Here is a 15759-nt window from a genome sequence, read left to right as displayed (position 1 = left end):
TCTATCCCCTGCAATTGTCGGCGCGGCCACGGATCCACGACCAGTCGGCGACACTGCCGACGTAGTGGTTCGGTGGGTTGTGACCGGACTGGAAAGTGCCATCCAGGCTGAGCTGCCCTTGCTGCTCCTGGGTGGCGGGACGAAAGTCCAGGAGTCCGCCCTCGATGCGCACCGGTCCGACGCTGGACTGACGCAGGCTCACCGGGGTGGCGGTGGCCATGAGGGTGTAGCGGTCGATCAGATCGCTGGCGTAATAGAAGCTCACCTGGGCGGTCAGCGCGTTGCTGCTGTCGGCCTTGTAAGGGTCCAGCAGTTCCACGGTCACCTGCAGGTCCGGCAGCAAGGGCTGGCGGTAGCGGGCCAGGACACTGGTGGTCGGGCTCTGCCAGCGGATCAGGTCGCCACGATAGGCCTGGGTCACGGATTTGCCGCTGTCGCGCAGGTTCTCGATGGTGAAGTCGGCCAGCAGGTGCGAAGTGTTGGGTGGTGCGCAGAAAAAGGCGCCCAGGCTGCCCCAGACCCGCTGGCCATCGCCGTTGGCCAGATCGAAGTCGGCGGTGGGAGCGGCGGCGGTCATGTTCAAGCCGGTCAGGGCGGCGTTGCCCAGGGAAACCTGGGCATTGACCCGGGCTTCGTGGCTGTCCACCACCAGCACGAACATCACCGGACCGACCTGGCGATTGACCTTCATCCCGGGTAGCAGCACGGGGCCCGGTACGCAAGGATCATTGGCGGCGGCAGAGGAGGAGGGCGAGAGGTCGACGCAATCCGCGGCGGGCGAGGTGGCATCGGTGCTGGAAAGGACTTGCTCGTGGCCGTTGCTGGACACCACTGGCGCACGGCTGCCGGTGGTCATCAACCACGCTGCAGTCGCCAGGATCGCGCCGAGGGTTGCCCAGAGAATCCGGGTGTAGAGCATCCGTTGCCTGGTCACGCGAGAGTACCGTCCATGTCCCGTATTGCATGAAGCGAAGCCGGCGTTGCCGGCCTCGCAAGTGGGCTCCGGCCTAGGAGCCCGAGTCGATCACGACAGGGTGAAGGTCCCGATGTTGGTGTTGTTGAACGGTGTTTCCGAGCCGCTGTCGACGATCTCCCCGGTGAACAGGATGCTGAACGCCGAGCCCACGTTCTGCAGCTTGACCTGGGCACCCTTGCGCAGGATGACCGGACCGGCGGAGGAGTCGGCGCTGAGAGTCTGGACAGTTGCGGTGTTGTTGACCTGGGTGGCCCACAGCAGGTTGTTCTGATAGCTGAAGGTCACTTTGGTGGTCTGGTTGGGGTCGCCGTTGTAGGTCGCGGTGGACTGGCTGTTGATGGTCAGGGGGGTGGTGACGGTGTTTACCGAGGTGAAGGCGTTCATGTTGAATATCCTTTTCGTGTGTTGGGCATGATTCAGCTGGCTGAACCGGGTGAGAGTCTAGGTGTGCTTCCTGGTCTGTCGAGGTCGCTGACCCAGCGTTCGAAAGGCGTTTTTGACCCTCTGGCGATGCTCCGGACACACCGTGTTTAGCGCTGTAGACCGCATAACTTAAAGGCTCTTGGCCTGAATGCGAGTTCGAGGAGCAAGGCCTCTAATAGCGTTTTGTTATCACTGTTAATACAAAATAGTTGGACACTCCCGAGTTCTGCGTTGGCGTCCCGCACGGGCAGGGTGAAACATCAACTAAGCAGAGAGTTTCGGGATGAGGGGACATGTAGGGAATAGGAGATATTGTTAACTCAACTAAACAACCATTTAGTTGAGTTAACCCATAACCGTGTTCAGAGTAGGAGGGCAGTATTAGCCAAATGCCAAAGTGGCTGCATTTAACGCGCTATCGACAGTGTTGAGTAGTTGCCGGTGATCGAATTCACGCTTGTCATGGTGATGACTACGTTGCATTACGCGTTCAATCGCATAACGATCGACATCCAACCAGTAATGGTCATCAACATGCTCGGCATGTACCATCTTTGCGGCATATTTGCCGGCTTCACCATCAGCTTTCAAATGATGGAAAACACTGCAGAAATCTACCAGTTTTTTGTCTTTGGTGGCTATCCAACAGTCTTGTTGAACTCCATCAAGTCCGTTCTGATCCGTTATATTGGCGGCATGCAGGAGGCGTATATCAGAGGCTCCGTTGAAGGCAATCGCCTTTACATCCGCCACGGTTGTCGGCAGTTTCTCTTCACTAGTTTTGAGGAAGTTATTTCTGACCTTGCGCCGTAACTCAATGGTTTCCCGGGAATGTGCGTCGGGCTCTGCGAAGCAGTATTTGGCGATTTCTATTTCAGTGGCGCTCAGAATATCGACATGCGCCTCAAGGTTGTCGATGAACCATTTGAACTTGTCGAAGGGCTTCAACTTCATTCGATCGGCAACGTTCAGATAAATCAGACTGGCATACGGTACTGCAAGCGTAACCTTGGCGTCAGACGACAAGTCGTCATAACCGTAATCTTTTTTTTTGCCTTGGAACAAGGTGTGAACTGCATTCGGCGTATCAATGAACTGAGGCAGGTGTTGGGCGCAGAAAAGCTCATAGGCGTCACTTGCTTGACGTGCCAGCTCTGGGGCATTTCGCTAAGGGCCAGTCCAGGTGACAAGCAAACACTTTGAGGCGGGCAACGATGCAATAGCTTCACTAGATTCTGCAGGCCTTGTTTTTTGACAGACGCCCATTTGTTGCCATGCTTGACGACTTTTTCCATGCCGATGAGCATGTTGGTGTCCAGCGAGATAGTCGTCTCGACATTCGCCGACTTGTTACGGGCAATGTGAACGGGATCGAGCGTCGACTCAGTGATACGGCTGGCTTTGATGAACAGGGTTCTGGCTTCCATGATCAATCCTTGGTTGGGTCCTGTATTCCTGGTTTCTACCAGAGCAACGTAAGTCAGTCGATTTAATACTATGATACGCATAATGTATATTATGTTAAATCATATGCCACTGAATCGCCCCGGATTCTCTAGACACCTTGCAAACTCATTGCGTAACGCTTTCAAACTCCCCCGGCGACAGCTGATCGTTGAAGCCATGCCGACGTTTTACGTTGTAGAACATCTCGATGTAGTTGCCTCGGCGACTATCACCTCTTGCTTAGGTTTACGCCTCCAAACCGCCATCGCCACACGATGATGACCACAATCCTCACCGACCTCGCGCAGATCGTCATGGATTTTGCGATAGCCATAAACGCCGCCGCTCTCCAGCCAGGAATGCTTGATCAAACCCAGTAATCGCTGATCGTCTCTAGCGCGTGCAGATTGCGGATCAGACAACCAAGTACGCGGCGGCCTTCAGTGACGCGCTTGAGTTCTGGTCGCAGACGACGCAGTTCAGCGTGTCGATCATCGTGACGAGTTCTTTGCACTCAATAAGTCCTGGGAACAGCGAAGACCCTTACAGATTCCTCAGAGCAAACGGCGTCATGAAATCTACTTTCATAAAAATCAAAAGCAGTTTCTACCCCGTAGTTGGAAAAATACCTTTTTACTTCCTGCAACTCCCATGACTCAAGATCTCCATTATTTTTTCGTATTTTTTCCAAAAAACCGACTGAGGCCGGCTTTGGATAAATAAATATATTAGGTATGAGAATGCCTTGTTCCTCCAATCCCGCAAAGTCTGTAAAGGTCACGGCAAAAAACACACTTTCACTTCTAGATACTTCTAACAATCTTAAAGTATTCAAAAGAAACACAGCGAGCCCTGTCAGCAAGTTAGAAGCCCCGCTGTCGCCCAGCTCATCCTTCAAGAGCTTTAAGCGACTGTATCTTGACGCAAGTGGAATTTCTTCAAAGCTTTCATAGCTCTCGAAGAATACATCCATGTCGTTGTACGGTTCTTCGCTGATTATTTTACTGTAGATATCTGTAAGCTTCATTTTCAGGAGGGGCTCCATCCGTACTTGTTAAGTCATTAATTTGTTTTCTTTTGCCCTGCTATAGAACTTTGAAAGCTTTTAATGAAGAGCGAACTTATATTAGGAACGTAAGTGCCACTCACCCCTCCACCGCCTGATAAACCACCCGATGCGCCTCGGTCGGCAGCGGTACTTCCCACTTGAACAACATGCGGCGGATATCTTCGTTGCGCAGTGAGGTGTCGCGCTTCTGGTTGCGCCGCATGATCTCGTCCTCGGGCCGTTCCAGGTAAAGAATTTCCACCTCGGCGCCGTAGCCGTAGAGCAAGTCCAGGGTGCGGTTGCGCATCTGCGCCGACAGGTGCGTGGAGTTCCACACAAAGGGTTTGTGCTCGCGCAACAAGGCCTTGGCCCGGTCGATGGCGTAATGCGCAGCGGCGCCTTCGTTCTGTCCGTGGCGCAGGCCCAGGGCCTGGCGCGCGTCGTCGAACGACACCACCGGTAGCTCCGGGTAATGGTGCGCGGTCCAGGTGTCCTTGCCGCTGGCCGGCAGGCCCGAGAGCATCACCACCGACGAGCCCTGCGGCGGGTGCAGCGGGTAGTCGGGGTGTACCCGGGCGCCACGCAGGTACTGAATGCGTGTGTAGTCGTCGACAAAGGCCCGCGGCCCGTGCAGGCAGCCCTCCTCCCGCGCCAGTTCGCGCCACAGTTCGATGGCGTCCAGTACATCGGCCTTGCCGGCGTAGTTGCGACCCTGCATATCGGCCTCGGCCACGGCACAGAGCATCCACAGCGGCAGTTCCCAGGACAGTTTGTGCAACAGGAACTCAGCGCTGCGGCCGCTGCGATCACCCTGCAGGGCGAAGAACGGCACCTGGTGCACGGCGATGATGCGGCAGATCTGCTCGCGCAACTCGAACGGCACACCGGCGCGCCACAACAGCAGCCGCGCGTCCACTGCGCCCCGGCGTGAATGACCGGGCTGGCCGATACGCCCGGTATCCGGGTCGATCACCGTGGTGTCGGGCTTGGCGATGTCGTGCAACAGGGCGGCGAAGAACAGCACAAAGCGCTGCTCGGCGCTGGCCTGCTGGTAGGCGGGTTGCGCCAGCAAGGCTTCGACCACCAGACGGGTATGAATCCACACATCGCCCTCGGCGTGGTAGGTCGGGTCTTGCGGTGTATCGGCCAGGCGCGCCAGGGCCGGGATGGCCGCCAGGCAGGCGGCGGCGTCCATATCGCGCCCCGGCTCGGGGACCAGTTGTTGCAGTTGTCGAATATCCATATCGGGATGCTCCTTCAGTAGCCGTGGCGCGGGCCCTGCCAGTCCATGGACAGGCGCGGGGCATAGAGGTCGACGCCGCCGGCCAGTTGATTGGGGATGAAGGGTTGGTTGGCATGGTGCTGGTCGGCATCGATGATGGCCTGGACGAAGTCCTGGCGTACCCACTTGAGCCGGCCGAGGGTCTGCTGCTCGTCCTCGAGCTTCAGATACAGGCCTTCCATGCGGCTGGAACGGTCGCACTGGCGCCAGGCACGGGCCAGGTCGAGGCCTTCGCGGCGCACCACCTGCTCGAACACCTCGCGCCAGCGCTCGGTCTTGGCCAGCGAATCGCCCACCAGCGCCATCAGCTCGGCATGCCGGCGCGGCGCCGGGCCTTCGTACAGCACCGGCACCGACAGCACCGGCCCTCCCTCGAGCAGGCACCGGCGCGCCGCGGTGGAGAGAAACAGCCCTGTGGCGCGGTCCCACACATCGAACTCGCAGAAATAATGTGGCAAGCGGTCGTAGAACACCGAGTGCTTCTTGTGCAGCCATTCGCCATACAGCACGAAGCGATCTTCCAGGCGCTCCAGCAACCAGTGTTCGTGAGCCACGGCCCACTGCTTGAACAGATTGAACTGGCGCTCGCGCCCACCGCCGGTGAGGTAGTGACCGCGAGATTGCAGGCGCAACTCACCGCTTGCGCTAAAGCTGATGCCGGCGTTGGCGCCATCGAGTTTTTCTTCCACCACCAACCACTGCCCGGCCAGGGCGGCATAGCGCACCTGGCCAGTGTCAGTGTCGCCATCTTGCAGGCGCGAGCCTTGCAGATGAGGCGTGCGGGGGTATTTGAGCAGTTCCAGGTTGTGCGCGGTGGCACGAATATCCATGTGCATGGGTTTGTCCTCGAAAACAGAGAAAAACCAACGACAGGATCAGGCAGGCATGGCAATCAAGCGCCGCCGCGCATAGGCACGGGCAGCCATCAGGCAGGATGGACCGTCGTCGGTATCAGGCGTGTTGGCTGGCGTAGGGCACTGGCTTCACCACTTGGAGAAAAGGTTGCAGAGGCTTTAGGGCGCGCATTCAACAGCAGATAGCGGCATCAGGTCAAGTCCCGAAAGGGCAAAACCCCCGCGGCCCTGTTTGCGCGCAACACCCGAGCTTTTGTCATGAAAAAAACCGCCTGGTGCTCATAGGGTGCAGCCAGTCATAACCTCGATAAGGAATCGATCATGAAACTTTCAAGCGTGCTGATGGCTGGAATCATTGGCGTGGCCCTTGCACCTTTGGCCCAGGCCTCGTCCGCATCGGACAGCGAAGAAAAAGCCCAGTTACGCAAACTCTTCTGCGAGTCGAAGGGCGGCGCCGATATCACGGCGCTGGGTGAGTTGAAGAAGTCCGACGACGTCGGCGCCGTGGTGGTGTGCAAGCTCCCGCCGTCGCCCACCACCGTGGTGGAAAACCAGGCGGCATCGAGCCTTGCCGCCCTGCCATTGACGCCCGTCACGGCAACGCTTGCGCCACCGTCCGGGGTCTACAAGCTCGCCCCGGGCGCCAGCAGCGTCAACACGTCCTGCTCGGCCAACCTGGCCATCGCCAAATGGGCAGGCTTTCCCAATACCAGCAACGGCAACGCCACCTTGAACTGTCGCGGATACAACGCCGGCGCAGCAGGCGGCACGCTGGGGTGCAAGATCGAATGGACCGGGCCGACCCAGGTCGCCATCGGGGTCACCCCTTACGGTGGCCAGGTGGCGGTGAACTTCAGTTGCCAGGCCCTGTACTTCGGCTCCGTCGGCACGGTGATGGATTTCAGCTACGCCGATCCGACTTATCCGCGCATCCGCTACGGCTCGGTCCAGGCCACCAGCAGCATGACCATCACCCAGTAAGGCCGTGCCGGCTCGGCTGAACTTCGGTCAAGCGCCGGCGGGGTCGCTCCCTGCCGGCCACCCTCCTCTGCATCACTGCTTGCCGCGCATGCTGTTGCGCCATATGCGGTAGGCCCTGATCCCCGAACGCACCGAACTGAACAGCAACTGGCGGTCCATTTCCCGGGTCATCCCCGAGCGTTCCAGCATCGTCAGGAAAGTACCGCGAGCACGGGCGATCGCGAAGTAGATGCCCTGGGCGGCCAGGGTTTCGCGGATTTCCCGCAGCACCGCGATGCCGCTGACATCGATATCGGTCACCGCCTCGGCATTGAACAGCACCACCTCGGGCTGGCTCTCGCGCTGCACGGTGTCGAGCAGGCGCATCTTGAAGTAGTCGGCGTTGAAGAACAGGATCGCGTCGTCGAAGCGATACACCACCAGGCCGGGCACGGTGTGGGCTTGCGGGTACTGGCGGATGTCCACCTGGCCTTCGATGCCCGGCATCCAGCCCAGCACCGCGTCGGTGGGTTGGTAGATGCTGTACAGCAGGCGCAGGATGGCCAGGGTCACGGCGAAGATGATGCCCGGCAGCACGCCCAGGCCCAGCACGCTGACGGTGGTCAGCAGGCACAGCCAGAACTCGAAGCGGCTCAGGCGGTAGATTTGCTTCAGGGACTTGACGTCGAGCAAGCCCCAGCCCGCCATCAACAGCACCGCGCCCAGGGCCGGCTGCGGAATCCACGCCATGGGCGCGGTGAAAAACAGCAGAATCAGCGCAATCGCCAGGGCGGCGATGATGCCCACCAACTGGCTCTTGCCTCCGGCCATGTCATTGACCGCGGTACGCGAATCCGCGCCGCTGATGGCAAAGCCCTGGGAGGCTCCGGCCGCCAGGTTGCTCAGGCCCAGGGCGATGAATTCATGGTTGGCGTTGATCGCGTAGCCATGGCGCGCGGCGAAGCTGCGGGCAGTGAGCATGGCGCTGCAAAAACTCACGGTGGCGATGCCCAGCGCGTCGCGCAGCAGGCTCTTGCTTTCCTCCAGGCTGGTCTTGGGCCAGGACAACTCGGGAATCCCGGCCGGCACAGGGCCGAGGATCGCCACCCCGAGGCGGTCGAAGCCCAATAGCCCGGCCAGCAAGGTGAACAGCGCCACCGTCAGCAGCGCTGCCGGCAGCCGCGGGTAGCGTCGCGGCAGCCAGATCAAAAGGCCCAGGCTGGCCAGGCCAACGGCCAAGGTCAGGCCATGGATCTCCCCCAGCCGCTGGAGAAAGTCCGCCAATCCCAGAATGAAGCCGTCGCCTTCGATCTTGAAGCCCACCACCTTGCCCATTTGCCCGGCGATCAGGCTCAAACCGATGCCGTTGAGGTAGCCGATGAGGATCGGCCGCGAGAAGAAGCTGGCGATAAAACCCGCTCGGGCGATCCCGGCGGCGATCAGCATCAGGCCCACCAGCACGGTGACGATCATCGACAATTCGACGGTACGCTGCAGGTCGCCCATGGCCAAAGGCGCCACGGCCCCGCCGAGCATGGCGCAAGTGGCGGCATCGGGGCCGACCATCAGTTGCCGCGAGCTGCCGATCAAGGCATAGACAATCATCGGCAGCACACAGGCGTAGAGCCCGTACTGTGGCGGCAGGCCGACAATCTGCGCATAGGCGATGGCGATCGGGATCTGGATAGCCGCCACGGACAACCCGGCCCGCAGGTCGGCGCGAAACCATTCGCGGCGGTAGTGCAACAAGTTGGACAGGCCAGATAGACAGCGCGATAACGACATGCCGAGTCCTTTCGAAGTATTGCGTTCTTGTGTTTGGTTGCGCTCCGGCGGCCCTCTTGTTTGGCCAGGCGATGCGGGCGCGTATTCAAGCGAATCGGGCCACTGGGCGCCATGAGCTGGAGCAGCTTTTGCGTCGTTCGAAAGGGTTATGCACTTTCACAAGTAATTTCAGCAACCCCTAGGTATGCTCCGCTTTTTATTGCTGATCACTGATACCGGGATGCCAGCCCAAGCCTCTGCTGCGCAGGCGCAGCTCATGGAGCCGTATCCTCAAGGATGTTTGAACGATGAGTACCCCCGCGCTGGATATCGCCAGCCTCACGCCACTGCCTTACCACCAGCAGGTGGTCGACTACCTGAAAACCAGTGAACCTGCGGTGTGGGCTTGGGCCTCGTCGCTGGGCGTTCAGCAGGAACACGCCCAGGATGTGCGCGCCCAATTGCTGCGAGACACCTATCGCCTGAGCCCGGAAACTCACTCGCAGGCCTATCAGGCCTGTGAGACGGCGTTGCAACGCCTGCAGATCGAGGCCCCCGCGACCCTCTACCAGGCCGGCGATGGCACCATGAATGCCAGCCTGTATTACCTGGCCGGTGAGGTGCATGTGGTGTTCTACGGGCCGATCCTTGAACGGCTCGATGCTCAGGAGCTGCTGGCGTTGCTGGGGCATGAACTGGCGCATTACCGCTTGTGGTCGGAGCACGAGGGCGACTACCTCACCGCCGAGCGGATTCTCAATCACGCGATGGCCGATGTGTATACGCCTGCGAGCCTGGAACAGACCGCACGTTTATATAGCCTGCACACCGAAATCTACGCCGACCGCGGGGCGGCGCTGGCGGCTGGCTGTGCGCAAGCCTCCATCACCTCGCTGGTCAAGGTCCACACCGGGATTCTCAGCGTCGATGCCGCCAGCTATCTGCAGCAGGCCCGTGAACTGGATGGCAAGGATGCGCCGTTGTCCCAGGGCGTTTCCCATCCGGAGACTTTTCTGCGCTCCCAAGCGGTGGAAAGCTGGTGGCGACAGCTCCCGGATACCGACGCCTGGCTGCACCGCCGATTGCGCGGGCCCTTGTCGCTCAACCGTCTGGACGTGACCGACCAGGTCGAGTTGACCGCCCTCACCCGCGGCTTCATCGCCCGCTTCATCGGCAACACGGTGTTGCAGTCCGAGGCGGTGCTCAATCAGGTGCGCGGCTTCTTTCCCGACTGGAAGGCGCCTGAAACACCGCTGGACCTCGGCACGCTGAATGCCGAGCGCATCGACGCGAGCATTCACGAATACCTGCACTACATCATGCTCGACCTGTGCCTGGTCGACCGTGACCTGCGGGATGAAGCCTTGCTGCATGCCGCGCGCACGGCGAAAAAACTCGGCAGCGCCGACGACTTCATCAACGTGCTCAAGCGCGATATCAAATTCCCCAAACGTGAGCTCGACCCGATTGTTCGTGCGCTCAAGGCGGAGGTCGACACATGGACCCAATAACTCAACCGCTGAACTTCGCTCAATTGCTGCAGAGCCACGATGGCGCCGCCGTGCCCATCGACGATGTGCTGTTCCTGGCGCTGCCGCTGCTGCGCCAGGTGGCGCAATTGCATGAGCGGGGGCATGTCGCCCAGCTCAGTTACCTGGATGTGGTGCTAGGCCCGGAACGCACCCTGCAACTGCGCCACCCCGACGGCCAGTCGCCGCGCCTGGCGCTGGAGGCGATCAGGCAGGTGCAGCCCAATCCAGAGTCGGCGCTGAATATCGTCGGCAAGGTCCGCCTGACCCGGGATTCGGAAACCGGCGTGGCCATTACCGACCTGCAAGTCCAGGAAGACCCGCAGCAGCCCATCAACCATCCGGTGTTCCTCACGGACTTGCACAGTTGGGAACATCGGCTCGGGCATCACGACGAAATCACCGATATTTTCCAGCTCGGTCAGTTGCTCGCGTGCCTGGCCTGCGGCTTGGATTTTGCCGACATCAACGACCTCAAGTCGTTTGCCGCGCACCGGCGCAACCTGTTCCAGCTCAATGGCCGGCTCAACCCGGTGCTGGCCAACTTGATCGTCGAGATGACCGAGCTCAACCGCCATGAGCGCGCCACTGATGTGGGCTCGCTGGCACGCCGCTTGGAGTCCTGGCGCGAACAGCCGGCCAGCCTGGATGTCGAGCGTGTGTTGGCCCAGGCCGAAGGCCCGGCTTCGCGACGCACTGTGGTGCTGGAACACCTGCGCAACCGCTTGTTTGACCTTTCGCGTCGCAATCGCCTGCTGTATTTCCGGCCGACCCAGACCAGCGTCAACTTGACCGTGGCCAGCGTTCCGTTGGTGATGCGCATTGAAAGTATCCGGCCCGAAGCGCTGTGTACCTGGCAACCCACCTTCGGCGGATTCTGCGAACAAGTGCTGGGCGGCAAACCTGTCGGCCTGCAGCAATGGCTACGGTTCGAAGACCAGACCTGGCTGCAGGCGTCGCTGGAGCGCATCATCCAGGAAACCCGTCGCGACCGCGCCGAATTCGGCTTCAGCAACCTTCGCCTGGTGGTGGCGTTCATGCGCTGGCACAACCTCAAGGACACGCCGGAAGAACGCATCGTCACCCCGCTGCTGTGGTTGCCGGTAGAGTTGAGTCGCAAAAAAGGGGTGCGTGACCAGTTCGTGTTGCAGTGCGACGAAACCGAGGCCGAATTCAACCCGGTACTGCGTCATCAATTGCGTCAGCTCTACGACATCCAGTTGCCGGAAACCGTCGACCTGCAAAAGACTTCGGTGGAAGACATCCACGCCGATATTGCGCGCCAGATCAAACTGACCGAACCCGGCGTCGAGTTACACCTGCAAAGCAAACCGCAAATCGAACTGATCCACCAAAAAGCCGTGCAGCATCTGCACCACTTCCAGCGCCGTCGTGCCCGCCAGCGCATGTCGACGCCTTTGGTGAAGCCGGATTTCAGCTACGACCGCGAAGATTTCCGTCCGCTGGGTCTGCAGTTGTTCCAGCAAAAGGTGCTGCCCAGCGAGTTGCCGCTGCGCCTGGCCATAGGCGCCAAGCCCGTTCTGCGCAACCAACACCCTCAGATGGTTGCCAGCAGCGCCGAAAACAGCACCTTCGCCATGCCCGAGAACCAGGGGCATCGCTACGCCTGGGACATAGACCTGACCCAGGTGACCCTGGCCAACTTCAATTATCGAAAGATGTCGCTGGTGCGTGACTATGCGCAGTTGATCGACGAACCGGCGCAGAACGAAGCCTTTGACCGGATGTTCTCCATCGAGCCTCGGGACGTCGAGGTCCAATCCCCCGAGCCGACCCCGTTGTCCGAGCAGTGGAACGTGGTGGCGGGCGACGCCACGCAGAATGCTGCCGTCAGCCTGGCCCGTACCGGGCGTAACTTCATCATCCAGGGACCGCCAGGCACCGGCAAATCCCAGACCATCACCAACCTGATCGCGGACTACGCCGCTCGTGGCCTGCGCGTGCTGTTTGTCTGTGAAAAGCGTGCAGCGCTGGACGTTGTGTTCCATCGCCTGCAACAAAGTCAACTGGGTGAGTTGTGCTGCCTGATCCACGATTCCCAGACCGACAAGAAGGCCTTCGTGAGCAACCTGCGCGAGTGCTATGAGCGCTGGATCGCCGGTGATGCGCAGTCGTCGCAGTTGCAAGCCCGGCGCGACGCCTTGCTGGCTGGCCTGAGTCAACAGCTGGGGTTGATCGAGCGTTTTGAACAGGCAATGCGTGGGGCGCCGGAGTCCTTGGCATGTTCGGTACGCGAGCTGGTACGGCATCTGATCGAACTGCCGCCCGTTGCTGCCAAGCTGCCCCCCGAAGCCTTGGAACGTTTACCCGAATGGCGTCAGTGGCAGGCACAAAGCGAGCTGACGGGGCGCGTGTATCAGGCGATCAAAGAACGTTTCGGCCTCGACAGCTTCGCACGTCATCCTTTCAGCCATTTGGCCTCAAGCCTGATTACCCACGAACATGCCTACGGCCAACTCAAGGCGTTCCTGGATGAAGCCAGTGGGCTGATGGACAGCGTCGAGCAGTTTCTGGAGTCATCGTCGAGCCTGTTGTCCGGGGACACCCGCCTGGCGGATGCGTGCGTGCTGACCCAGGCCGCCGAACAATTGACCAGCGCCAACCTGGCAGCGCACCTCGACCTGCTGGAACCGGGCTCATCCGGCGCCCAAGCGCTGCACGCCGAGCAGGCCGCGCTGCACGCACTGGCCGTACAGCAACACAACGCCCGTGAATCCACCCACCACTGGCGTGAAAAACTCGCGCCCCAGGACACCCAGGCTGCCATCGATCTGGTACAGCGGCTGGAAGGCTCGCTGCTGCGTTGGCTGCAACCCGCCTGGTGGCGGCTGCGCGGTGAATTGCAACGACGCTACGACTTCAGTCAGCACGCGATTCGACCCAGTTTCGGGAGCGTGCTAGACAACCTGGCCCGCGAGCATCGCGTCACTGCCGAGCTGCACGCCGAGCAGCAACGCTTGCAAGGGCGTTACGGCATCCCGGATGTCGACCTGTTCCTGCACAACCTGCAAGCCTTGCTCCAGCAACTGAGCGCATCACCGCTGTTGCGCCAATGGGTTGAGGGCCTGCGGGGTGATCCCGACGCTCTGTCCGGTGTACGCCAGGAAGCCAGCCTGCGCCAGCCGGTGGCGCGCTTGGCCGAGCTGGTCGCGCAACATTGTGTGTTCGACCCGGCGCTGAGCCTGGTCGAGTTGGCCGAGTACCTGCGCGATCTGCGTGAAGAACTCGACGAGCTGCCCGACACCCTGCCCCTGCTCAATGAGCTGCACCAAGCCGATCCTGTCTGCCTGGCGGTCGTGCAACAGTACGCCTTGGCGCAACGCGCACTGGACGGTTTGATTGCCCAGGAAAACCTGACCCGCCTGTACCGCGCCAATCCGCAGCTGGCGCGCTTCGATGGCCCGGCCTTGAGTCTGGCCGCGCGCGAGGTCAGCCAGGCTGAATGCAACCTGCTCAAAAGCAACGCACAGGTGCTTAGCGCCACGTTGCACCAGCGTTTTCTGGAGCATGTGAAGCAATCGGCGATGTCGGTGACTCAACTCGACGCCCAGGCCCGGGAGTTCAAGAAAGCCTACGCCAAAGGCCGACGTGAACTGGAACATGAACTGGGCAAGACCATGCGCTATCGCTCCATTCGCGAAATGGCGAGTGGCGACAGTGGCCGCGTGATCAACGACCTCAAGCCCATCTGGTTGATGAGCCCGCTGTCGGTGTCCGACACCCTGCCTTTGACCCCGGACCTGTTTGACGTGGTGATTTTCGACGAAGCCAGTCAGATCCCCAGCGAAGAAGCCGTGCCGGCACTGAGCCGTGCGCAGCAGGTGATTGTGGTCGGTGACGAGATGCAATTGCCACCGACCAACTTCTTCTCCAGTGCCGGCGACCAGGACGACAACGAACTGATTGCCATGGAGGATGGTGAGCAGATCGCAATCAACCTTGATGCCGACAGCCTGCTGAGCCAAGCCGCGCGAAACTTGCCGGCAACCCTCCTGGCCTGGCACTACCGCAGCCGCCACGAAGCCTTGATCAGCTTTTCTAACGCGGCGTTCTACGAAGGCCGGCTGATCACCATTCCCGACCGTCGTATCGAGCGCCCTGCCCCGGCCCAAACCGCACTGGACTCCACGGACGCCCAGGCCGTCATCCGCGGCGCCGACGCGTTGCTCGACAGCCCGATCAGCTTCTTGAAGATGACCGATGGTGTCTACCTCAGCCGCAGCAACCTGGCCGAAGCGCGGTACATCGCCAACCTGGTACGGGAGCTGCTGCAACGGGAAACGGGTCTGAGCCTGGGTATCGTGGCCTTTTCCGAGGCCCAGCAAGGCGCCATCGAGCAGGCCCTGGAAGACTTGGCCAGCGGCGACTCGGCCTTTGCCACACGGCTTGAGCGCGAGTACGTGCGTGAAGATGCCGGGCAATTCAATGGCCTGTTCGTCAAGAACCTGGAAAACGTCCAGGGGGATGAGCGTGATGTGATCATCCTGAGCATCTGTTACGCGCCAGGACCGAACGGCAAGATGCTGATGAACTTCGGCCCGATCAACCAGCGTGGTGGGGAAAAACGCCTCAATGTGATCTTCAGTCGCGCCCGCAAGCGCATGGCGATTGTCTCCAGCATTGAGTCCGAAGCCATCACCAACACCCACAACGATGGTGCCGCCGCACTGCGCGCGTTCCTGCAGTTCGCCCAGGCCAGCGCCAGCGGGGATGCGCCGCGCTCCCAGGGTATCCTCGCCAACCTCAATCCAGGCGCCAAGCAGTCCTTTGCCGTCAGCCTGCCCAAGGATCACCTGCGCGGTGCCCTCGCTGCCGCGTTGCGAAAGCGCGGGCATTCGGTTCAGGAATATGTCGGACGTTCGCAGTTCCGTTGCGACCTCGCGATCAGTGACGCCAGTGGTGAACACTTCAGCCTCGGCGTACTGCTGGACAGTGATACCGCGGCCGCCCCTGACGTACGTGAGCGCTACATTTTCCGCCCGACGGTGCTGCGCAGCTTTGGTTGGAAGATCATCGACGTGCTCAGTAATGACTGGCTGCGCGACCAAGAAGAGGTGCTCAATCGCATCGAAGCGTTACTCAGGGGCGAGGAAGCCGTTGCACTTCCAGAACCGCAACAGCCAGAGGAAACCATCGAGACCCAAGCCCATCCGCCAGTCACCGCTGAAGCGACACCCTTGATGCGCGAGTTCACCTTTGGTGAGGGCAATTCCAACAAGTTCTGGCGTATCGGCGTCGCCGAGGCTGAGGTGACGGTGAATTTCGGCCGTATCGGCACCAAGGGCCAGACCCTGATCAAGTCCCTCGACAGTCCCGAACGCGCTTTGCGTGAAGCAGAAAAGCTGATCGCGGAGAAACTGCGCAAAGGCTATCAAGAGCAGGCAGGTTCCATCACCCAGGGGGGAGCTGCGTCGGTCTAGCACGAATGAGACAAGCGCATTCAATCTGCACGCGCT

General features: G+C 60.5%; 11 protein-coding genes and 1 pseudogene. 3 read left to right on the top strand and 9 right to left on the bottom strand.

The window, feature by feature from the left end:
- Position 1 precedes the first annotated feature (1 nt).
- The 8 genes and pseudogenes from Q8O96_RS23110 to Q8O96_RS23075 all read right to left on the bottom strand — a co-directional run bounded on the left by Q8O96_RS23110 (position 2) and on the right by Q8O96_RS23075 (position 6011).
- Complete coding sequence (locus Q8O96_RS23110; RefSeq protein ID WP_146036438.1) at positions 2 to 934, bottom strand: hypothetical protein; 933 nt, start codon at positions 932 to 934, stop codon at positions 2 to 4.
- A gap of 90 nt (positions 935 to 1024) precedes the next feature.
- Positions 1025 to 1360, bottom strand: a complete 336-nt coding sequence (locus Q8O96_RS23105; RefSeq protein ID WP_102865014.1) for a hypothetical protein — start codon at positions 1358 to 1360, stop codon at positions 1025 to 1027.
- Between the two features lie 420 nt (positions 1361 to 1780).
- Positions 1781 to 2425 carry a hypothetical protein gene (locus Q8O96_RS23100; protein WP_305949475.1) on the bottom strand — a complete coding sequence of 215 codons (645 nt, stop codon included), beginning with the start codon at positions 2423 to 2425 and terminating at the stop codon, positions 1781 to 1783.
- Positions 2377 to 2826, bottom strand: a complete 450-nt coding sequence (locus Q8O96_RS23095; protein WP_305949474.1) for a hypothetical protein — start codon at positions 2824 to 2826, stop codon at positions 2377 to 2379. The genes Q8O96_RS23100 and Q8O96_RS23095 overlap by 49 nt, the downstream gene beginning before the upstream one ends.
- A gap of 285 nt (positions 2827 to 3111) precedes the next feature.
- Positions 3112 to 3270, bottom strand: a pseudogene (locus Q8O96_RS23090) (IS3 family transposase); the annotation flags it as partial.
- Between the two features lie 89 nt (positions 3271 to 3359).
- The gene (locus tag Q8O96_RS23085; protein WP_305949473.1) at positions 3360 to 3872 is read right to left on the bottom strand and encodes an Imm15 family immunity protein; all 513 of its coding nucleotides are present in this window, start codon (positions 3870 to 3872) and stop codon (positions 3360 to 3362) included.
- Between the two features lie 118 nt (positions 3873 to 3990).
- A complete protein-coding gene (locus Q8O96_RS23080) occupies positions 3991 to 5136 on the bottom strand; it encodes an AAA family ATPase (RefSeq protein WP_305949472.1) in 1146 nt (381 codons plus the stop codon).
- Between the two features lie 14 nt (positions 5137 to 5150).
- Entirely contained in the window at positions 5151 to 6011 is an 861-nt protein-coding gene (locus tag Q8O96_RS23075) for an RNA ligase family protein (RefSeq protein ID WP_305949471.1), read from the bottom strand.
- A 339-nt stretch (positions 6012 to 6350) separates the two neighbouring features.
- On the opposite strand from Q8O96_RS23075, the gene Q8O96_RS23070 reads away from it, so the two are divergent.
- A complete protein-coding gene (locus tag Q8O96_RS23070) occupies positions 6351 to 7010 on the top strand; it encodes a hypothetical protein (RefSeq protein ID WP_250330274.1) in 660 nt (219 codons plus the stop codon).
- Positions 7011 to 7082: 72 nt separating this feature from the next.
- On the opposite strand, the gene Q8O96_RS23065 is transcribed toward Q8O96_RS23070, so the two are convergent.
- On the bottom strand, positions 7083 to 8774 hold the full coding sequence (locus Q8O96_RS23065) for a SulP family inorganic anion transporter (protein WP_102865022.1): 1692 nt from the start codon (positions 8772 to 8774) through the stop codon (positions 7083 to 7085).
- Positions 8775 to 9061: 287 nt separating this feature from the next.
- Here Q8O96_RS23065 and Q8O96_RS23060 point away from each other — a divergent pair, with 287 nt between their 5' ends.
- Both Q8O96_RS23060 and Q8O96_RS23055 read left to right on the top strand, forming a co-directional pair.
- Positions 9062 to 10264: a M48 family metalloprotease gene (locus Q8O96_RS23060; protein WP_102865023.1), complete on the top strand. Its 1203-nt coding sequence runs from the start codon at positions 9062 to 9064 to the stop codon at positions 10262 to 10264.
- On the top strand, positions 10252 to 15723 hold the full coding sequence (locus Q8O96_RS23055; protein WP_305949470.1) for a WGR domain-containing protein: 5472 nt from the start codon (positions 10252 to 10254) through the stop codon (positions 15721 to 15723). Before Q8O96_RS23060 ends, Q8O96_RS23055 begins: the two co-directional genes overlap by 13 nt.
- Positions 15724 to 15759 lie beyond the last annotated feature (36 nt).

The sequence above is a fragment of the Pseudomonas sp. LPH60 genome, assembly GCF_030718165.1.
GTDB classification, from domain to species: Bacteria; Pseudomonadota; Gammaproteobacteria; order Pseudomonadales; family Pseudomonadaceae; genus Aquipseudomonas; species Aquipseudomonas danubii.
The sequence above is the reverse complement of the archived record's forward strand: the minus strand, read 5'-3'. Positions and strand labels throughout refer to the sequence as shown.